Raw genomic sequence first — 20,421 nt, forward strand, 5'->3', positions numbered from 1 at the left:
GTCGGTCTGCCTCCGCGACCGACCGCGCCCCCTCGCCATCACCTCCCCGCGCTCCCGCCACGCGGCGCCCTGGGGACGGAATTGCTCTCCTGTTGATGGCTGTCGCGGCGGGGCTGATGCTCCGCGACGACGGTCGGCCGCGCTTTCGGGGCTTCGACGAGCGCTGGACGGCAAGGGTGGGCGGGCCGCGTGGCGCCGGCGCCGCTGTGGCCGGCGCTGGCGCCATTGCTGCGCAGGGAGGCGGAGCGCGCCGCCGCGAACAGCTTGTGGGACTGAGAGCAGGTATGTAGAAGTGTTGACGAGCGTCAATGATGCGCCATAGCGTGAAGGGTGGCCGCAGGTCTCTGACCGGCACAAGGCCCACGCCAGCCCGGCGGGCGCGCGCCGACCGACAGCGTCGTTCCGTCCTGCGCAGACCGCCGGTGACCGAGAGGGAAAGCTCATGGTTACTGCCCAAGGTCAGGTCCCGCCCGTTGTTCAACTGCCCGTCGGCCGACTGCGGGGCGCCCTGGAAGGCGGTGTCTCCGTCTTCAGGGGAGTGCCCTACGCAGAGCCGCCCGTCGCCGGTCTCCGATGGCGCCCGGCGCAGCCGCACGCCGGCTGGAGCGGGACGAGGGACGCGACCGTCGACGGTCCCAGCGCACCGCAGATGTACGTGGAAGGCGGTGACCCCGTCCTCGGTGGCCACGGCTCGCCGCCGTTCGACGACGACTGTCTGACTCTCACCGTCTGGACGCCGTCTGCCGACGATGCCGCCCGGCCGGTGCTCGTCTGGATCCACGGCGGCGGATTCGTCTCGGGGTCCGGCTCGCTGCCCAACTACTCCGGCGAGACATTCGCGCGCAACGGCGATGTTGTGGTGGTGAGTATCAACTACCGCATCGGGCCGCTCGGTTATCTGTACTTCGGCGCGGAAGGCGGAGGCGCGGAGCGAGGCCAGGGCGGGGCGGCAGTGGGAGCCGGCAACTACTGGCTCACCGACCAGGTCACCGCCCTGCGATGGGTGCGGGACAACATCGCGCGCTTCGGGGGAGACCCTGACCGCGTCACCGTCGCCGGCCAGTCCGGCGGAGCGGTGTCCACCGCCGCACTGGCCGGACACTCCGATGCCCAAGGCCTCTTCCGGCGGGTAATTCTGCAGAGCCCGCCCTTCGGTCTGCGCATCCCCACCCCGGCTGAATATCTGCCGCGCACCGCCGCGTACCTGGAGATCAGCGGCGTCAAAGACGTCGGTGAACTCCGCGCCCTGCCGTGGCCCCGGCTGATCGAGGCGGCCGGAGGGCTGTTCGGGCAGACCATGCGGTGGGGCTACTGGCCGGCTCCCTTCCTGCCCGTACGCGACGGCGTGACGATGAGCCGTCACCCCGCCCAGACCCTGCTCCACGGCGCGGCCGCCGACATCGACGTGATGATCGGCTGGACCCGCGAGGAGGCCAACTTCGGGTTCGCCCTCGACGAGGGCCACGGCACGGCTGCCAAAGAACAGGTGATCGAGCGCATCGCGGAGACCTTCCCCGACGGGGCGGCCGAAGTGTACGCCGCCTACGAGCGGACCCGGCCGGGCGCCCGGCCCGTGGACGTGCTGATGGATCTGATCTCCGACGAACTCTTCCGGGTGCCCGCCGTGGAGCTGGCTGAGGCCAGGGCGGAGCTCGGGCGCCCCGTCTGGGCGTACCAGTTCGACTTCCAGGCCCCCGCTTACGACGGGCGGCTCGCCGCGGCTCACTGCCTGGAACTGCCCTTCGTCTTCGACAACTTCGACAAGTGGTCGCACGCGCCGCTCGTGGCCGGGATCGACCCGGCGGTCCGCAACGGACTCGCGCACGCCATGCACCGGGCATGGATCTCCTTCGTGCGCACCGGAGACCCCAACCACCCGGACCTCCCGACCTGGGGCAGGTACGAGGTGCCCTCCCGAGTCACCATGCGATTCGACTCGGTCACCGCCGCCGTCGGCGACCCGGCCGGTCACTCGCGCCTGCTGCACCAGCGGGTGCCCCGGTAGGAGCCGGCCCGTCGGCCTCACCCTGTCGAATCTCGTCAGTTACACGTGTAAGTTTTATGGTGGCCACCCGGTCCCCGTCGTCACGCGACCGGCCAGGGGCCCTCGAATGCTCCCCCGTGCACCCCTCCGAACACCGCACCAGCGGGGTCCGGCACATGCCAGGAACGGAAGACCCATGTCACAGACCCAGGCGGCCCGGCCGCGCATCCTCACCGCCCCGGACGGCACGGAGTTTCGCGACCTGAACGGCAATGGCGTCATGGAGCCGTACGAGAACCCCCGCCTCTCCGTCGCCGAACGCGTAGCAGACCTGCTGTCGCGTATGACGCCGGAGGAGAAGGCGGGCTTGCTCTTCCAGACCATGATCGCCATCAACGCCGACGGAAGCCTCGTGGAACCCGACCCCGGGGCGCCGGACGACGACCCCATGCGCGCCTCCACTGCCGCGATGGTGACGGGCAAGCTCATGAACCACTTCAATCTGTTCGGAGCCGCAGCCCCGCGCCGTATGGCCGAATGGAACAACCGACTGCAGGACCTGGCCGCCATTACACGTCTGGGCATTCCGGTCACGATCTCCACTGACCCTCGCAACGCATTCGTGGACAACCCGGCCGCCAGCGTGCACACCGAAGGCTTCTCGCTGTGGCCGGAGCCTCCGGGCCTGGCCGCCATCGGAGACGAGGAACTGGTGCGCCGGCAGGCAGACATTGTCCGGCGTGAGTACCTCGCGGTCGGGATCCGCCTGGCCCTGCACCCCATGGCCGACCTCGCCACGGAACCGCGCTGGCCGCGCATCCTGGGCACCTTCGGCTCCAATGCCGACGTCGCAGCCCGCATGGTCGCCGCGAGCATCCGAGGTCTGCAGGGCGACACGCTCGGACCCGAGAGCGTCGCCGCCATGACCAAGCACTTCCCGGGGGCCGGGCCGCAACTGCGCGGCGAGGACGCCCACTTCTCGTACGGGCGCGAACAGGTCTATCCCGGCGACAACTTCGACTACCACCTGATCCCCTTTGGAGCCGCCTTTGAGGCCGGGACCTCGCAGATCATGCCCTATTACGCCATGCCGGTCGGCACGGAGTACGAGGAAATCGGCTTCGGTTTCAACAAGGGCGTCATCACGGGTCTCCTGCGCGGAAAGTACGGCTTCGACGGCATCGTCTGCACCGACTGGGGCCTGGTCACCGACACCGAGATCTTCGGGGCACCGTTCCCCGCCAGGGCCTGGGGGGCCGAGCATCTCGACCGCCTCACCAGAGTGGAGCGCATCCTCGATGCGGGAGCCGATCAGCTCGGCGGCGAGGCCGCCCCCGAACTCGTTCTGGAACTCATGCGCACCGGACGGTTGACGTGCGAAAGGATCGACGTATCAGCGGCACGACTGCTGCGCGAGAAGTTTGTCCTCGGTCTCTTCGACGATCCGTACGTGGACCCCGACGCCGCTGCCCAGGTCTGTGGCAGCCCCGAGTTCACTGCGGAGGGACTCGACGCACAGAGCCGTTCGATCACGGTGCTCAAGGACCGGCCGAGCGACGCCGCGGCTCCGCTGCTGCCCCTCGCGGCCGATGTCCGACTCTACGTCCGGGGGATCGCCCTCGATGTCGCCGCGCGGTACGCGGCGGTCGTGGCCACGCCCGAGGAGGCCGATGTGGCAATCCTGCGCATCGCCACCCCGTACGACGCCCGGACCGCAGGCTTCGAGTCCTTCTTCCGCGCGGGCAGGCTCGACTTCACCGAGGAGGAACTGCGTCCCATCCTGCAGGTGGCCGATGCCGTTCCCACTGTCGTGGACATCTTCCTCGACCGTCCCGCGGTCATACCGGAGATCGTGGAACGGGCTGCGGCAGTGGTGGCCAACTACGGCTCTTCGGACACCGGATTGCTGAACGTGCTCTTCGGTCACGCGGAGGCGGAAGGGCGGCTGCCCTTCGAACTGCCACGCTCGATGGAGAGCGTGCTGGCAGGCTCCGAGGACATGCCCAACGACACAGGGGACTCCCTCTTCCCGTACGGGCACGGCCTGCGGCTGGGCTGAGCCCGGCCTGCTGGGCCCGCCAGGGCCGGTCCGCCGATCCTGGTCCGCCGAGCCCGAACGATCTGCGCCGGCCGCCGGAGACTGCGGTCGGCGCAGACGCGCGTGGCCGTCCGTCAAAAGCCGTTCATCGAATTCCACCAGCCCCATCGCTGAGGATCCCGCTCGTTCCCCGCCGGGCGATCCTCCTGCCTCCGCTCCGCCACCGGCAGGACGGGGAGAGCGACTGGCGGGGCCGGTGCAGCGGGGTGGAACGCGGCGAACGCCACCGGTAGTCCCGTCGGCGTCCCGCACCACAGGGAGGGGTGTCGGTGCGGGGAGGAGCCGGGTGCGCCCGAGCGGATCTAGGGCAGCCTGCCCAGCAGGACGTCGACCGCCGTCTCCGCCATCAGGCGAGCGGCGTCCTTGGCCGGGCAGTCGTGAGCACCGGCGCCCCACGCGAGATGAGCCCGGTTACGACCTCACCCACGATTGGCAGCGGCGTCGCGGCGCCTGGGACCTCCGCCTCCGGCGTTGTCGTCAGTCGCGATGGCTCCGCCATCACTCCCTCCTCCGCCTTGGATTCGAAGGCCCCAGACGTCGCTCCTTCTCCCACTGTCAATCGCGGGTGAGGTCGTTACCGGAGGCTTCCGTGCCCCGTACCTCGGGGTCGGCGTTGGCGGCGGCCGGACACGGTATGAGCAGATCACCGGCGCGAATCCGCCGCCCCGCGAACGTGATGTCGGCCCGCGCCCAGCGTCCCGCGATGTCCGGGACCGGCGCGTCGGACCACAGGGCCCGGTCGACCAGATCCGACACGGTCAGCCGACCGGTGGCGAGCGCAGTGCTCACGCGAGAATCGTTCAGCACCACCCTTACGGTGTTGCCGATCCGGCTGATGGTGCTGTCAGTGCCCAGGAGGAGAAGCACGACCAGGTTGTGCGCGACCTCTTCATCGGTCAGCGGGGTCGAGTGAGCCAGCAGCCACGAGGGGAGGTCCGCGCCCGGGGCGGCACGTTTGCCGGCAGCCGGCCGGATCAGGACGCCGACCAACACGGACTCGGCGCGAGCCGCCTCGTCGGTGCCGTCAACGATGTGCCGGGAGCCCAGCCTGCTGCCCGAGTCGTCCGGCAGACCGAGCAACTGAGCGAACACGCCCCACACGAGCGGGCCGGCGTACTGGCTGATGAGGTCGGCCCCACCCTGCACCGCCCAGCTGTCCACCAGCGCGTCGGCTCGCTGTCGCACCATGGTGAGCGACCGCCGCAGATCGATGAGGTCCAGCGTCTGCGTCACCACCTGCCGCTGCTGTCGGTGCTCATGCCCGTCAAGGCGGGCCAGTGCCGGACGGTGTCCCACCAGCGGCAGGAGCGGCGAGTCCATGGGCAGCAGACCCGCTGTGAGCGCGCTCCAGTGTCGTGCATCGCTGGTGAACTCCTGCTCGTTCCATATGAGTTCGAGCACTTCCGCGTGCCCCAGTACGAGCCAGGCTCCGATACCGGGAGCGATTTCGACCGGTGCGACGGGCCCCCACCGCTGCCGCAGCCGGTCGTAGAGCTCGTGCGGCTGCTCCCGTCCGAGTCCAGTGCCGTACAGGCGAGCCGGGCCGGGGGAGACGGGGCACCCGGGCCGGGACCTGCCGTGGCTGCTCGGATTCATCGGGCTCCTTCTGTGACACCTCCGACTGGGCGCGGAGGAGCGGATGACGAGCCGCGCGGTCCACCGGCCAGGACAGGCCCGAGCGCGATTAACTATTAACGCGTGTAACCTTGAAGGTGGAAACGGTCAGTGAACCACCGGAATCGATCAAGGACGTCATGGCCAAGGACATCACCGCCCCAGGGCCCGTCACCAGCGCGGATGTGGCTCGCCTGGCGGGGGTGTCGCGCGCCACGGTGTCCTTCGTGCTCAATGACACCCAGGCGCACCGGGTCAGCGCTGCCACACGCGCCCGCGTGCTGGATGCGGCCAGGCAACTGGGGTACGTGCCGCACGCGGCCGCCCGTTCGCTGCGCGCAGGACGCAGCAATCTGGTGCTGATGCCCGCATCCGTCTCGGCGATCGGCCGTCTGGTCAGCAACTGGGTGGACGACCTGCACAGTGAACTGGACCGTCACGGGTACACCGCCGTGCTCCACGCCGGCCGGTTCCCCGACGCGGTAACAGCCGCCCGCGCTTGGGCCGAACTGCGGCCCGCGGCGGTGCTGGCCGTGGACGGCGACTCCTTTGCGGCGCAGGCCGTGGACCTCCTGCACCGTGCCGGCGTGCGTGGTGTCCTCGTATTCGCCGCGCAGCCTGTCGCAGGCGCCCACACAGTCACTTTCGACCACAGCCACATCGGCGCGGTGGCCGCCGAACACCTCGTCGCCCGTGGGCGACGCAGGATCGGCGTGGTCATGCCGCAGGAGCGGGGCCTCGATGCGTTCGCCCGGCCGCGTTTGGCCGGCGCCGAAGGTGTCGCCGCTCGCCACATGGCCACGGTCACCGCGGTGGATCTCGCGTACACCAGGGAGTCCGCCACCGAGCTGGCCAAGCGCTGGCCGAGCCTGGATCTGGACGCCGTCTTCGCCTACAACGACGAGTACGCCGTACTCCTGATGCGTGCGCTCCAGGAGGAAGGCATCGCCGTCCCGGACGATGTGGCCGTCGTCGGCTCGGACGACCTCGTGCCCTCTGCCCTGGAGCAGCCCTCGCTCACCACCGTCCGGCTGGATCTGCCCTCGGCCGCGCTCATCGCGGATACCTTGCACGAGCTGATCGAACGTGGCACGGCGCCCGCGTTCGACGGCGTAGAGGCTCTTCTCGTTCACCGGCAGTCCTCCTGAGCAGGCACCAGGCCCGGGAGGAACTGCTCTCCCGGGCCTGAGATTCCGGTTCCTCGTCGGCGAGACGGCCGGCCTCCTGGGCGAGCAGGGGAGCGAACGCCCTCCACAGAAGCAGGGCGGCCCCGGCCATCGCGCCGACTGCGGTGTCGGTGAGCCAGTGGGCATGCAACCATGTGCGGCTCCACATCATCGCGACGGTGAACAGTACGCCGACGAGACACCACCATCGCCGACTGGCCGCCCGGACAAACAGCGCACCGACGATTACCACCAGGAGCGCAGCCCCCACCACGTGCCCGGAGGGGAAGGAACCGTGGTCCACGCGGACCAGCGGGTTCTCCGGGCGTGGTCGGTCCACCCAGTACTTGAGGAACTGGACGACCAACATGTTGCCGACCAGATGGGTCGTGAGCAGGTAGAGCAGGGACCACCAGCGCCTGCGGATGCTCAGAAGGGTCAGCAGGGCGACGGGGACCACGACTCCGAGCGGCCCGCCGAACAAGTTGAGGACATCGGCCATGGCCGCGTAGAGGCCGTTGCGCGGACCGCTCATCCACGCCAGCCAGCGGTCGTCGAGACTCTGGAACGGCGGCCGGATGGGGTCGGTACGGACGACCGAACCGACGGCCACGGTGGTCAGGACGAAGACCAGCCCCAGCGCCGTCGCGCGGACCGGCGGCGGAGCGGCAGAGGATGGACGGGGTCGGGGCGCCGTGGAGGCGTCGGGGGCATAGGCGGGAGTGTCAGGCACGAGGGGCCTTTCGCGGCTGCGGCGAGTCGCAGGGCCGGGTGCGTGAGCAAGGGGAGGAGGACGTGCTTGTAAGGGGATGAGGCGAGTCCGCTGGGAGGGAGCGGGCGGGGCGCCGCACGGCAACGCCCCGCCTGGCGAGGACATGGACCGGTCAGTCGGCCCGGGGTCAGGCAGTCCGGGGATCAGCCGGTCAGATGGCGGGCGAGGAAGGCTGTGCCTTCGGTGACTATTGATGTGACATCCGCGGCGCCGAGGAAGATATGGTCGGCGCCGTCCACGGGCTGGAGCGTGACATCGCCGCCCGCACCCCGCAGAGCTTCGGCGAGCATCTCGCTCTGGCTGTAAGGCACGAGAGCGTCCTGCGTTCCGTGAACCAGGAGGAACGGCGGGGGAGTCCGCCCTTTTTCCGCGTACGTGACTGGACTGGCGGCCCGTGCCAGCTCCGTCCATTGGTCGGTCGAGCCGCCCAGCAGCGCGCTGAACGGATTGGGGTACTCAGTGCCGGGCGGGGACGGCGGCATGGGATGCGCGAGCAGCGAGCTGACTTCGGACACCCCATACCAGTCGACGACGGCCTGGACGGCGCTGGATTCGTCGTGCACCCCTACGCTGCCCTCCAGCGTCTCGCCGTTCGGGCTCTCGGGGCCGACGAGCCCCGCGAGCGCGGCCAGGTGGCCGCCGGCCGACTCGCCCCACACACCGATCCTCTTTTCGTCGATGCCGAAGCTGTCGGCGAATCGCCGGACGTAGCGGATCGCGGCCTTCACATCGTGCAGCTGAGCGGGGAACGGAGCCTCGAGGCTGTGCCTGTAGTCGATGCAGACGAGCGCGAGCCCGGCTGCCAGGATCGAACCGTGCAGCAGCTCGACCGGGATAGTGGGCGGAGGATAGCGCCGGTCGCCCTCCAGCCAGCCTCCGCCGTGTATCCACACGACGGCGGGGACCGGCTCGCTCGCCGGGGGCACGTACGCATCGAGCAGGCGGGGCCGGTAACCGGGAGTCGTTGCGTAGGTGACTCCATCGAAGCGGCGGATACGGTCCTCGCCCACCACGGGTGAAACGGGAGCCAAGTAGGGAGGCGGCGGCCACCCTGTGTCGAGCTCGGCCGAAAGCGATTGAGCCATGTCTGCCTCTTCCAATCGAAGTTGATCAAGCGACGCCGCTGCCACGTGCGATGGACCGTCAGCACGCATCGGGGAGGCCGCGCGGCCTCCGTAGCCCTCCGGGGACTGGGACATCGGCCTTTTGTCCGAAATGCCTTGTGTTTATAAAGGGTGGCGCTTTGGAATGTTACACGTGTAACGCCAAACGAGCGATCTTTGTTCTCGCCGTCCGCCGGGAGTCTGTCATGTCCGCTGCTACCGCTCGACCTGCCGCCCCTCCGTGTTCGACCAGGTCCTTCGTTCGCTGCGCCCCGAGGTTGAGTGCTGTGACCGTTCCGAGAATCCGGACAATCGTCCGCGCCGTTCTCGAGGGCTGGCGGGTGTCCGCCGCCGTCACTGAAAGTCTGCTGCTGGTCAGTGAACTCGTCGCCAATGCCGTGCAGCATGCTGGGGCCGTCACCGACCGCCTGCACGTCTCTATGGCACTGGGCTGCAGCTGGCTGCAGCTCGAAGTTCTCGACGGCGATCCGGTCCTGCCGTGTACGGGGCGGGAGGTCGACGTCGATGCCGAGAGCGGCCGCGGACTGCTGATCGTCCACCTGTTGATTGCCGAGATGTGCGGCGAGGTCACCGCGCTCCCGCGAGGCTGTGGCAAGGCGCTCCGTGTGCGCATTCCCGTCCCCCGGGAGGCCCCTGTGGAGGCGGAGCGAGCCCTGGGGTGACCCGTACCCCGCAGGAAGATCCGTCCAGTTCGGAGCGGTCGCGGATGCCGACGCGCCTCGCCGGCCGCGCGGGTGCCGTTCATTCAACTCTTGTATGGCGAACTATTGACGGTCGTCAGATTAGCGGGATACTTGCCCCACTCTCCCTGCCGCTCCGAGATTGAGGTGCTGCCCCATGGAGCTATCCCCTTCAGTGCACGCCGACTCCTTCTGTCGTGATCGGCTCCCGCCCTTCCCTCTGTGGCCCGAACTCCACTTCGATCTGCCGGAGTTGCACTATCCGGTTCGCCTCAACTGCGCCCAGCGACTGCTCGACGACGCCGTCGCACGCTGGGGAGCCGACCGCCCCTGTCTGCTGACCCCTTCCGAACGGTGGTCCTACGGCGAACTCCTGAGCCGCGCCAACCAGATCGCCCAGGTGCTCACCGAGGACTTCGGTATCCGGCCCGGAAACCGTGTCCTGCTGCGCGGCCCGAACAACCCATGGCTCGTCGCTGCCTGGTTCGGGGTGCTCAAGGCCGGCGGAGTCGCCGTCACCACCATGCCGCTCCTTCGCGCGGCCGAGGTCGGGGAACTGCACGACATCAGTCGGCCCTCGATCGCCATATGCGACCACCGCTACCTTGACGACCTCGACGCCGCAGACACCCCCGGTCTCGCCGTCCTCCCCTACGGTGGCCCCGGAGAGCACGACCTGACGCAACGCAGTGCGGCGAAGGCGGGCGAGTTCACCAACATCGACACCGCCGCCGACGACGTGGCTCTCATCGCGTTCACCTCCGGCACGACGGGTCGGCCCAAGGCGACCATGCACTTCCACCGGGACGTATTGGCCAACGCCGACACCTTCTCCCGTCATGTCCTCAAGCCGCGGCATGACGACGTGTTCACCGGCACACCGCCGCTGGCCTTCACCTTCGGGCTCGGTGGGTTGGTCGTCTTCCCGCTGCACGTGGGCGCGGCAACCTTGCTCATTGAGCAGGCCGCCCCGCGGCAACTGGCCGATCTCGTCGCGGAACACGGCGTCACTGTGCTCTTCACCGCCCCCACCGCCTACCGGGCGATCATGTCCGCCGGAGCGGTGGACCGCCTGGCGGGCCTGCGCCGGTGCGTATCAGCCGGAGAGACGTTGCCGGCGGCCCTGTGGGAGGAGTTTTATGCGGCCACCGGGCTGCGCATTATCGACGGCATCGGAGCCACCGAGATGCTCCATGTGTTCATCTCCGCGGCCGACGACGACATACGTCCCGGTGCCACTGGCAGACCCGTCCCCGGTTACCGGGCGGCGGTGGTGAACGAAGCCGGCGAATCGGTGCCCGACGGGCAGCCGGGCTTTCTTGCCGTAACCGGTCCCACCGGCTGCCGGTATCTGTCGGACCCGCGCCAGACGACATACGTCAAGGGCGGTTGGAACCTCACCGGGGACACCTACGTACGCGATGCCGAAGGCTATTTCTGGTACGTGGCCCGCAGTGACGACATGATCGTCTCCTCTGGCTACAACATCGCAGGCCCCGACGTCGAGAAGGCGCTGGCGACTCACCCGCTTGTCGAGGAGTGCGCCGTCGTGGGCGCTCCGGACGAGCGGCGCGGAATGGTCGTCAAGGCGTATGTGGTTCTGCGGCCCGGCTCAGCCGCCGATGACGTGACCGTCGAGGAACTGCAGAACCACGTCAAGCAGACCATCGCGCCGTACAAATACCCGCGCGCCGTCGAGTTCGTCGCCGAGCTGCCGCGCACCAGCAACGGAAAGCTTCAACGCGGTGAAGTGCGCAAGTGGGCCCGAAAGACGGCTGGTTAGCGCACGCGCTGACCTCCGCTCTATGCCCTGCTCCGGCCCGTAAGGCCGGACTTCCGCACTCCCTGCCACCTCTTGGCCGGACGAAAGGCAGCGCCATGGACACCTCCAGCCCGCAGCAGACGACCTCCCCGACGGGCCCCTGCGTCCCCGCCTGCGCGGATGCTCCCGCTCTCAATCTGCCCAGCGTCGTCATCGAGCGCCGGGTCGAGTGGCCGGACACCGATGCGGCCGGCCACTACCACCACTCCACCGTGGTGCGTTGGGTCGAGGCGGCCGAGGCCGTCCTGCTGCGGCGGCTGGGGCTGGCCCATCTCTTCGGCAGCACGCCGCGGGTGCGTTTCGAGGCCGATTACCGGGCCCGGCTGTGGTTCGGCGAGACCGTGCGCACCGAGCTGCGGGTCACCCGCGTCGGAAGCAGCTCCCTTCACTACGCCTTCACCGTCCGCGGTGAGGGCGAGGAGGCCGCCACCGGACGCATGGTCATCGCGCACTCGGCAGCCCGTGCCACTGGTTCAACGCCCTGGCCCGACGACGTGCGCGAGGTTCTCACGAAGGCGGGCCCGCAGGCCCCCGAGCTCTTCGCCTGACCACTGGTGAGAGCCTCAACACCCCACCCCTGTATCTCGAATTCTTGACGGTCGTAGAATTTACGGCATACATTGTTTCTGGAACCTAGTAGGAGGACGCCGTGCGCGTAGCAGTCATAGGGGGAGGGCCCGGCGGGCTGTACTTTGCGGCCCTGGCCAAGCAACTCTCCCCGCGATGGGACATCACCGTCTGGGAGCGCAACGCGGCCGACGACACCTTCGGATTCGGGGTGGTGTTCTCCGACGAGACGCTCGACGGCATCGCACAGGCCGACCCGGCGGTCTTCGAGGCCATGTCGGCGGACTTCGCCCGATGGAGCGATATCGACGTCCGTTACAAGGAGCGGCTCCTTACATCGGGCGGCCACGGCTTCGCGGCCCTGGGACGCAAGCGCCTGCTGCAGATCCTGCAACAACGGTGCGCGGCCCTTGATGTGGACGTCCGCTACCGCACCCAGGCCCCGCCGGTGGAGGAACTCGCCGTGGCGTACGACTTGGTGGTGGCCTGTGACGGCGTACGGTCGGCTACACGTGCGATGTACGCCGACACCTTCCGGCCGGAGCTGGATGAACGGCACTGCCGCTACATGTGGCTTGGCACGGACAAGGTCTTCGAAGCCTTCACCTTCATCGTCGACGAGCACGATTTCGGCACCCTGCAGGTGCACGCGTACCCGTTCGACCCCACCCGCAGCACCTTTATCGTCGAGATCGACGAGGACGCCTGGCGACGCGCCGGATTCGACAAGTACGCCGCCCGCGACCGTCCCGCCGGGGCCAGCGACGAGGAGAGCATCCGGCTGTGCCAGGAACTGCTCGCCCCGCACCTGGACGGACACTGCCTGATCCCCAACAGCTCCAAGTGGATCCGTTTCACCACCGTACGCAACCGCACCTGGCGCCACGGCAATGTGGTGTTGCTCGGTGACGCCGCCCACACGGCCCACTTCTCCATCGGCTCCGGCACCAAGCTCGCCATGGAGGACGCGCTCGCCCTGGCCGCCTGCCTCCACGAACACCCGGGCGTGCCCACCGCACTCGCCGCGTACGAAGCGGAGCGCAAGCCGGTCGTGGAATCGACCCAGCGCGCGGCCCAGGCCAGCCTGGAGTGGTTCGAGAATGTCGACCGTTACACGGACCAGGACCCCCACCAGTTCGCCTTCAACCTGCTGACTCGCAGTCGCCGCGTCACTTACGACAACCTGCGGGTACGGGACGTGGGATTCACCACTGCCGTCGACTCCTGGCACGCGCAGACGCACACCGGCGTCGCACCGGCCTCCGACTCCGATGTTCCGCCGATGTTCCGCCCCCTCCAGCTGGGCGGGCTGCGTCTGCGCAACCGTGTCGTCGCGCCGCCCATCGCCCTGTACGCCGCACGCGAGGGTCTCCCCGGCGACTTCGAACTCGTCCACCTGAGCACCCAGGCCCTGGGTGGTTCCGGCCTGGTTTTCGCCGGAATGACGGCCGTCAGCGCCGACGGGCGGGCCACCCCTGGCTGCCCCGGCCTGTACACCGACGAGCAGGCGGCGGCCTGGCGCCGGATCACCGACTTCGTCCATGGACAGTCGAGCGCCTGCCTGGGCATTCAGCTCACCCACGCCGGGCGTCGCGCGGCCACCACCACGCCACGCCCCAACGGCAGCAGGGTCCCCCTCGGTGACGGCGGGTGGCCACTTCTCGCATGCTCACCGCTCGCCTGGGACCCGGCCAGCACGGTCCCCCGCGAAGCCACCCGTACGGACCTGGAGCGCATCACCCATGACTTCGTCACCGCCGCCGAACGGGCCCACTGTGCCGGCTTCGACGCCCTTGAACTCCAGTACGGGCACGGCCACTTGATGTCGGGATTCCTCTCGCCGCTGACCAACCGACGCACCGACTCCTACGGCGGAACTCTGGCAAACCGACTGCGCTTCCCCCTCGAAGTGCTGCGGGCTGTCCGCGCAGTCTGGCCCTCGGGTAAGGCGCTGGTCGTCCGTATCTCCGCCGCCGACTGGGCCGAGGGCGGCACCAGTGAAGCGGACGCCGTCGCCATCTCCCGGGCCCTGGCCGACGCCGGAGCGGACGCCGTGGACATCTCCACCGGTGAGGTCGTTTCCAACGAGCGACCCCGATACGGGCGGAGCTACCAGACGCCGTACGCCGATCTTGTCCGCAACGCCACTGGCATCCCCACCATCGCCGTCGGCGCCATCTCCACGTACGACGACGTCAACTCCATCATCCTGGCCGGCCGGGCGGACCTGTGCGCCGTCGGCCGCGCCCAGCTCCATGACCCGCTGTGGACCCTGCACGCCGCGGCCGCCCAGAACTACACCGGACCCGGCGCACCCTGGCCAACGTCCTGGAGGGCGGGCAGCAAGAGGCCTCCCGGCGCCCGCAGCGACCGCATCCCGCCCCGCCTCCAGCTGCTCCGCGCACCTTCCGGCCCCGTGCACCAGCGCTGGCTTCCGCACCCCGATGTCACCGCACCCGCGCCGGCGACCGTCCACTGACCCGGAGGATCCGATGGAGAACCTGCCCCGCTTCACCGCCGCCGCGGTCCAGACGGCCCCCGTCTACCTGGACGCCCCGGCAACCGTGGACAAGGCGATCGCACTCATCCGCGAGGCGTCGGCCAACGGCGCCGAACTCGTGGTCTTCCCGGAGTCGTTCGTCCCCGGCTACCCGTACTGGAACTGGACCATGAACCCGGTCCAGGGCTCACCATGGTTCGAACGCCTCTACCGCTCCTCGATCGACGTACCCGGCCCGCACGTGGACGCGCTGCGTGCCGCCGCCCGTCAGTACGGTGTCGTCCTTGTCATCGGCGTCAACGAGCGGGGCCCGCACAGCCTCGGCGTCCTCTACAACACTCTGCTCACCATCGGCGCGGACGGTGAACTACTCGGTGTGCACCGTAAGTTGGTGCCCACCTGGGCCGAGAAGCTGACCTGGACCGGAGGTGACGGGAGTTCCCTCAAGGTCCATCCCACCCCTATCGGGCCGCTCGGTGCGCTCGCCTGCGGCGAGAACACCAACACCCTGGCCCGCTTCACCCTTCTCGCGCAGGGCGAACTGGTCCACGCCTCCTGCTACATCGCGCTGCCGGTCGCGCCCGCGGACTACGACATGGCGGATGCAATCGCTGTCCGCACCGCCGCCCACAGCTTCGAGGGCAAGGTCTTCTCCGTCGTGGCCTGCTCGACCATCTCTCCTGAGATGGTCGACGCCATCGCCGGTGACGACGAAGACGTACGGAGCATGCTCGCCCGCCCCCGCAGTGCACTCTCCGGGATCTTCGGTCCGGACGGCCGCCCCGTCACCGAACCCCTCATCGACGACGACGGCATCGTCTACGCCGACATCGACCTGGCCAAGTGCATCCAGCCCAAGCAGATGCACGACATCGTCGGCCACTACAACCGCTTCGACATCTTCCAGCTCCATGTCGACAACCGCCCGCGCACTCCGGTGACCTTCTCGACCGAGCCCACCCCGCCGTACGAACACACTTCCGCCGCCACGCACCCCGCGACCGAGATCAACGGCACCACGAAGGAGGAAGCATGACCACCGAACACGACGAGACGGTGCACGACGACACGATGTTGGGACGGGCGCGTGTCCTGGACACCCCCGAACTCACGGCCTACTACGGCGAGCTCGCCGAGCTGCAGGCCGGCGCGCTGTGGACTGTCGCCAACGGCATCGAGCCCTGGTACCCGCAGCCGAAGTCCGTCCCCGCCCTGTGGCGTTACGACGAACTGCGCCCCCTGGTCCACAAGGCGCTCGACCTGGTCAGGGCCGACGACGCGGGCCGCCGGGTCGTCATGCTCGTCAACCCCGGCCGCAGGGACGTCAGCGCCGCCGCCGGACTCCTCTACACCGGTCTGCAGATCATGGGACCCGGCGAGGCCATGACCGCCCACCGCCACCAGGCCGCCGCTCTGCGCTTCGTCCAGGAAGGCACCGGCGCGTGGACCGTCGTGGACGGACAGAAGCTCAAGGTGGGCGCCCGCGACTTCGCCATCACTCCCAACGGTACCTGGCACGAACACGGCAACGAGTCCGGCGACGCCCCAGTCATCTGGCAGGACGGACTCGACATTCCGCTGGTCAACGCCCTGGACGCCGGCTTCTACGAGGTCCACCCGGACCTGTACCAGGCGCCCGGAAAGGTGATCAATTCCTCCGTCCTCACCTACGGCGCGAACCTGCTGCCATACGGCATGGAGAAGTGGACCAGGCCGTACTCCCCCCTGCTCGCCTACCCGTGGGAGCCGACGTACGAGGCCCTGTGCGACTTGGCGACGGCCGCCGAAGGGTCTCCGTACGACGGTGTGATCGCGGAGTACACCAACCCGGTCACCGGCGGCTCGGTCATGCCCACCATGGGGGCCCATATGCAGCTGCTGCGCCCCGGCCAGGCCACCCGAGCCCACCGCCACACCGGCTCCGTCATCTACACCGCGGCCAAGGGCAACGGCGTATCGGTGATCGCAGGACAACGCTTCGCGTGGAAGCAGGGTGACATTTTCTGCGTACCCTCCTGGGCCTGGCACGAGCACAGCAACCTCGACCAGTCCGAGGACGCCTGTCTGTTCTCCTTCAATGACTTCCCCGTGATGCGCTCGCTCGGCTTCTACCGGGAAGAGTCCTACACCGGCAACGACGGGCATCAGCCCATCGCCTAGATCGCGTTGCCGCACCACGACCGCCGGCCCTGACACCGGTAGCGGAGCGGCAGCGCCGCCGGGGACGGTCATTCTGCCCCGCGCCGTCCCCGGCGCCGGGGCGGCGGTCAAGGTACCTGAGCCTGCCGCCGCCCCACCTTCTTGACCGCCCTTTGTCTTTCGACCGCCAGGAGCACCGATGCGACTCGTGACGTACACCCTCAACGACGGCCCCAACCGCTTGGGCGCCCAGATCGACGACGAGCACATCGTCGACCTCGCCGCCTTGGCCGACCGGTCCGGCGTACAGCTTCCCCTTGATCTGCTCTCGTTCATCCAGGCGGGCGCCTCTGCCCAGGGCGCCGCGCAGCGTCTGCTGGCCGACGACCCCACCGGATGGCCCTCCGACGCCGTCCACCGGCTCGGTGATGTCTCGCTCCGCGCACCGCTGCGCCCTGGCAAGATCATCGGAGTCGGCCTCAACTATGTCGAGCATGTCGAGGAGTCCAGCCGCAGCCTGGACACCGACAAGGAACTGCCCCCTCGCCCGGTCCTCTTCAGCAAGCCGGCGACCGCGGTCACCGGGCCGGGCCAGCCGATCCTGCACAACGCGGACCTGACGTCCCAGCTGGACTGGGAATGCGAACTCGCCGTCGTCATCGGACGCACCGCCTTCCGTGTCAGCGAGGACGATGCCCTCGGCCACGTCTTCGGCTACAGCATCGTCAACGACATCAGCGCCCGCGATCAGCGCCGTTCCGGGCAGTGGTTCTTCTCCAAGGGGCAGGATTCGTACGCCCCCTTCGGCCCGGCCGTCGTGACCGCCGACGCGGTGCCCGACCCCATGGCCCTGGACCTGTCGCTGCGCGTCAACGGCGTGACCAAGCAGAAGTCCAACACCCGCCACATGCTGTTCCCCATCGCCCGCCTGATCGCCGACATCAGTTCGGGGGTGACCCTCGAACCCGGCGACGTCATCGCCACCGGCTCTCCCGCGGGCGTCGGCGCCGGCATGGTCCCGCCGGAGTTCCTGACCCCCGGCGACACCGTCGAAGCCACCGTCGAGGGAGTCGGCACCCTCACCAACCCCGTGATCGACGCCCGCTGACCACCACGGCCCCAGCACCGACCCGTCACCAGGAGAGCCCGTGTCTTCGCAGCACCGCACCTACCGCATCGGCCAGATCGTGCCGAGCTCCAACGTCACCATGGAGACGGAAGTACCCGCCATCTTGCGCGCCCGGCAGACCGTGGCGCCCGAACGCTTCACCTTTCACTCCAGCCGCATGCGGATGACCCATGTCACCCCCGAACAGCTCAAGGCGATGGACGCCGACTCCGATCGCTGCGCCGTGGAGCTCTCGGACGCCCGTGTCGACGTACTGGGCTATGCCTGCCTGGTCGCCATCATGAGCATGGGTCTGGGCTACCACCGCACATCCGAGGAACGCCTCCACCGCCGCACCCAGGAGAACGGCGCCCCCGCGCCCGTCGTCACCAGTGCCGGCGCCCTGGTCCATGGACTGCACACCATCGGCGCCAAGAAGGTCGCCCTGATCGCACCGTACATGCGCCCCCTCACCGAGACCGTCGTCGGCTATCTCACCCACGAGGGAATCGACGTGCTCGACTACCGGGCACTGGAGATACCCGACAACCTGGCCGTCGCGGCGCACGACCCCGGCAATCTGCCGGCTCTCGCCCGCGCCCTGGATCACGCCGACGCCGACGCCGTCGTGCTTTCCGCCTGTGTGCAGATGCCTTCCCTGGGCGCGATCGAGGAAGCCGAACAACTCCTGGGCAAGCCCGTGGTGTCCGCGGCGGTCTGTACCGCGCACCAGATGCTGCGCGCTCTCGATCTCCCGGCCGTCGCCCCCGGTGCAGGCCACCTGCTGTCCGGCGCGTACGCCGAGGCGCCCCCGGCCCAGCAGGCGGCAACAACGGCGTGAACAGCAGTGGGCCGTGTGGCTCCCTGTGGACGCTCGGTAGGATCGCCACCGCACACGACGGAAGGCGATCATGTCGGACAGCCCCACCCGGCCCAGCTCACTGATCAATACGGTCTACGGAGCGTTCCTGCGCCACCTCGGCGGATGGATCTCCATCGCCGACCTGATCACGCTGATGTCAGAACTGGACGTGGACAGCCAGGCGGTGCGCTCGGCCATGTCACGGCTGAAGAAGAAGGGCGTCCTGGAGCCCGAACGCCAGGGAACTACCGGGTACCGGCTGAGCCCGGCCGTCCATCCCATCTTCGACGAGGGCGACCGCCGTATCTTCGGCAGCCTGGAACCGGCGGACCTGTCCGACGGCTGGGCCATGGCCGTCTTCTCCGTGCCGGAGTCGGAGCGCTCCTACCGCTACCAGCTGCGCACCCGGCTGACCTGGCTGGGCTTCGGGAACATGGCTCCCGGCGTCTGGCTGGCGCCGGGCCGCCTTCTTGACGACGTACGCTGCACGCTGGTCCGTCTCGGACTCAGCGACTATGTGCACCTGTTCGCCGCCGAGTACGCCGCATTCAGCGATCTGCGTTCTACCGTCAGTACCTGGTGGGACTTCCCGGCGATCCAGACCCAGTACGCCGCCTTCACCGACGCCTACGGTCCGGTCGTCGAACGGCTGTCGCGGCAGGGCGAGCCGGATACCACAGAGGCGTTCCGCCATTACGTGCCGATGCTGACGCAGTGGCGCCGCCTTCCGTATCTGGACCCCGGGCTGCCCACCGAACTGCTGCCGGGCGACTGGAACGCGGTCGCCGCGCGCCAGGTATTCCAGGAACTGCATCGTGTACTCGCCGAACCGAGCCTGCGGCATGTACAGAAAGCCACCGGACTCGCGGCGCAGGCGTAGCCGGGCATTCCGAATTCAGGGAACGCGGCGAGCGAGATCTCGGACCTATCGCACGTGTAACCTAGGGAGTGTCAGATCCAGCCCTGCAGGGACGCCATGAGACCCTCCAGGTCGTCCCGGTGGATGCAGTGGCCGGCCACGACCGCTACCTGGAAGCCGCGCTCTCGCAGTTGGTCCGCCGCTTCGGTGTCGATCGTCAGGCTCGGGTCGGCCAGCTGTACGAGTGAAGGCACCACGGGGGCGTCGGGCAGGTAGTCCCCGTCAAAGCCCGCGACGCGGCGCAGGAAGTCGCGGTCGAACAGGGCGAGCCCGCCACCTCCGCGGCCTCGTCCCGCTCCGACCAGCGCGGGTTTGCCCGCCGGACGTTCGCGGGAGTGGCCTGGTCGACCATGTCGCGCATGAACGTGTACGTCTCGGGGGCAAGGCCGCCGAGACGCAACCCGGGATCGCAGTACACCGCCCGGGCCGGACTCAGGCGCGCCGCCGCGAGTGACAGTGCCAGCCCTCCCAGGGAGTGGCCCATTGCCATGTCCGCCCCGGTCGGCAGATTCTCTACCAGGTCGTCCGCCAGTAGGTCCGGCCGGTATTCTCCACGGCTGCTGCGCCCGTGGCCCCGCAGGTCCGGGGCCACCACCCGGTACCCGCGCTCGACCAGTCGTTCCTCCACCGCGTGCCACGTGCGGTGATCCGACATTCCTCCGTGGAGGAGCAGCGCTACCTTGTCGCCTTCGCCGCGCTCGGACTTCACCCCGGAGTCGGTGCTGCAACCGACTTCGCGCAGAATGCTGGGGACCCTGGCTGAGCTGTACCCGGCACAACGGCAGAGGCGATCGGGCGTCTCCTGGAGGAACCGACCTGGGAACGCGCGAACAGCCTGCCCATCGATCCGGTGCTCCGCGAATTCGTCGTCGCCGGGCTGCACAACATTGCCACCCCCATACTCCTGTCCGCAGGAGAGCGACAGAGCGTCGTGCCGAGCGAGGCGACTGTGGTGCTCGACGGGCGGCTGCTGCCCGGAGAGCAGCCTGAGCGCTGGGTCCATGAGATCCAGGAGGCCATCGGGGACTGCGTCGAGGTGACCCTGCTGCAGGGCAGGGTGAGCACT

17 protein-coding genes are annotated in these 20,421 nt (G+C 68.9%); 12 read left to right on the forward strand and 5 right to left on the reverse strand.

Annotation, left to right across the window (positions count from 1 at the left end; all coding sequences use genetic code 11):
• Window positions 1-442: 442 nt before the first annotated feature.
• Window positions 443-2,005, forward strand: coding sequence for a carboxylesterase/lipase family protein (locus tag QMK30_RS20430; RefSeq protein WP_283519728.1), 1,563 nt, complete (start codon window positions 443-445; stop codon window positions 2,003-2,005).
• 175 nt (window positions 2,006-2,180) lie between these two features.
• The gene (locus QMK30_RS20435) at window positions 2,181-4,043 is read left to right on the forward strand and encodes a glycoside hydrolase family 3 protein (protein WP_349362092.1); all 1,863 of its coding nucleotides are present in this window, start codon (window positions 2,181-2,183) and stop codon (window positions 4,041-4,043) included.
• Window positions 4,044-4,637: 594 nt separating this feature from the next.
• Here the strand turns inward: QMK30_RS20435 and QMK30_RS20440 are convergent.
• Window positions 4,638-5,678, reverse strand: coding sequence for a cytochrome P450 family protein (locus tag QMK30_RS20440; RefSeq protein WP_283519729.1), 1,041 nt, complete (start codon window positions 5,676-5,678; stop codon window positions 4,638-4,640).
• A gap of 116 nt (window positions 5,679-5,794) precedes the next feature.
• Between QMK30_RS20440 and QMK30_RS20445 the strand changes: the two genes are divergently transcribed.
• Window positions 5,795-6,844 carry a LacI family DNA-binding transcriptional regulator gene (locus tag QMK30_RS20445; protein WP_283519730.1) on the forward strand — a complete coding sequence of 350 codons (1,050 nt, stop codon included), beginning with the start codon at window positions 5,795-5,797 and terminating at the stop codon, window positions 6,842-6,844.
• Here the strand turns inward: QMK30_RS20445 and QMK30_RS20450 are convergent.
• Both QMK30_RS20450 and QMK30_RS20455 read right to left on the reverse strand, forming a co-directional pair.
• On the reverse strand, window positions 6,750-7,595 hold the full coding sequence (locus QMK30_RS20450; RefSeq protein WP_283519731.1) for a phosphatase PAP2 family protein: 846 nt from the start codon (window positions 7,593-7,595) through the stop codon (window positions 6,750-6,752). The two genes, QMK30_RS20445 and QMK30_RS20450, sit on opposite strands and share 95 nt — an antisense overlap.
• A gap of 182 nt (window positions 7,596-7,777) precedes the next feature.
• On the reverse strand, window positions 7,778-8,719 hold the full coding sequence (locus QMK30_RS20455; protein ID WP_283519732.1) for an alpha/beta hydrolase fold domain-containing protein: 942 nt from the start codon (window positions 8,717-8,719) through the stop codon (window positions 7,778-7,780).
• Between the two features lie 305 nt (window positions 8,720-9,024).
• On the opposite strand from QMK30_RS20455, the gene QMK30_RS20460 reads away from it, so the two are divergent.
• From QMK30_RS20460 to QMK30_RS20500, 9 genes are all read left to right on the forward strand, one after another.
• A complete protein-coding gene (locus QMK30_RS20460; protein WP_283519733.1) occupies window positions 9,025-9,420 on the forward strand; it encodes an ATP-binding protein in 396 nt (131 codons plus the stop codon).
• Window positions 9,421-9,595: 175 nt separating this feature from the next.
• Window positions 9,596-11,221, forward strand: coding sequence for an AMP-binding protein (locus QMK30_RS20465; protein WP_283519734.1), 1,626 nt, complete (start codon window positions 9,596-9,598; stop codon window positions 11,219-11,221).
• 95 nt (window positions 11,222-11,316) lie between these two features.
• Window positions 11,317-11,808 (forward strand): acyl-CoA thioesterase, encoded by a 492-nt coding sequence (locus QMK30_RS20470; RefSeq protein ID WP_283519735.1) that lies wholly within the window; start codon window positions 11,317-11,319, stop codon window positions 11,806-11,808.
• 101 nt (window positions 11,809-11,909) lie between these two features.
• Complete coding sequence (locus tag QMK30_RS20475) at window positions 11,910-14,306, forward strand: bifunctional salicylyl-CoA 5-hydroxylase/oxidoreductase (protein ID WP_283519736.1); 2,397 nt, start codon at window positions 11,910-11,912, stop codon at window positions 14,304-14,306.
• 13 nt (window positions 14,307-14,319) lie between these two features.
• Window positions 14,320-15,363: a carbon-nitrogen hydrolase family protein gene (locus QMK30_RS20480; protein ID WP_283519737.1), complete on the forward strand. Its 1,044-nt coding sequence runs from the start codon at window positions 14,320-14,322 to the stop codon at window positions 15,361-15,363.
• Window positions 15,360-16,487 (forward strand): cupin domain-containing protein, encoded by a 1,128-nt coding sequence (locus tag QMK30_RS20485; RefSeq protein ID WP_283519738.1) that lies wholly within the window; start codon window positions 15,360-15,362, stop codon window positions 16,485-16,487. Before QMK30_RS20480 ends, QMK30_RS20485 begins: the two co-directional genes overlap by 4 nt.
• 178 nt (window positions 16,488-16,665) lie before the next feature.
• Complete coding sequence (locus QMK30_RS20490) at window positions 16,666-17,574, forward strand: fumarylacetoacetate hydrolase family protein (protein WP_283519739.1); 909 nt, start codon at window positions 16,666-16,668, stop codon at window positions 17,572-17,574.
• Window positions 17,575-17,674: 100 nt separating this feature from the next.
• Window positions 17,675-18,415: a maleate cis-trans isomerase family protein gene (locus QMK30_RS20495; RefSeq protein WP_283519770.1), complete on the forward strand. Its 741-nt coding sequence runs from the start codon at window positions 17,675-17,677 to the stop codon at window positions 18,413-18,415.
• A 70-nt stretch (window positions 18,416-18,485) separates the two neighbouring features.
• Window positions 18,486-19,316 carry a PaaX family transcriptional regulator gene (locus tag QMK30_RS20500; RefSeq protein ID WP_283519740.1) on the forward strand — a complete coding sequence of 277 codons (831 nt, stop codon included), beginning with the start codon at window positions 18,486-18,488 and terminating at the stop codon, window positions 19,314-19,316.
• A 71-nt stretch (window positions 19,317-19,387) separates the two neighbouring features.
• Here the strand turns inward: QMK30_RS20500 and QMK30_RS20505 are convergent, their stop codons facing one another.
• Both QMK30_RS20505 and QMK30_RS38495 read right to left on the reverse strand, forming a co-directional pair.
• Window positions 19,388-19,549, reverse strand: a complete 162-nt coding sequence (locus QMK30_RS20505; RefSeq protein ID WP_283519741.1) for a hypothetical protein — start codon at window positions 19,547-19,549, stop codon at window positions 19,388-19,390.
• A complete protein-coding gene (locus tag QMK30_RS38495; RefSeq protein WP_349362093.1) occupies window positions 19,513-20,358 on the reverse strand; it encodes an alpha/beta fold hydrolase in 846 nt (281 codons plus the stop codon). The genes QMK30_RS20505 and QMK30_RS38495 overlap by 37 nt, the downstream gene beginning before the upstream one ends.
• Window positions 20,359-20,421 lie beyond the last annotated feature (63 nt).

The sequence above is a fragment of the Streptomyces sp. H27-C3 genome (assembly GCF_030063415.1).
GTDB lineage: Bacteria > Actinomycetota > Actinomycetes > Streptomycetales > Streptomycetaceae > Streptomyces.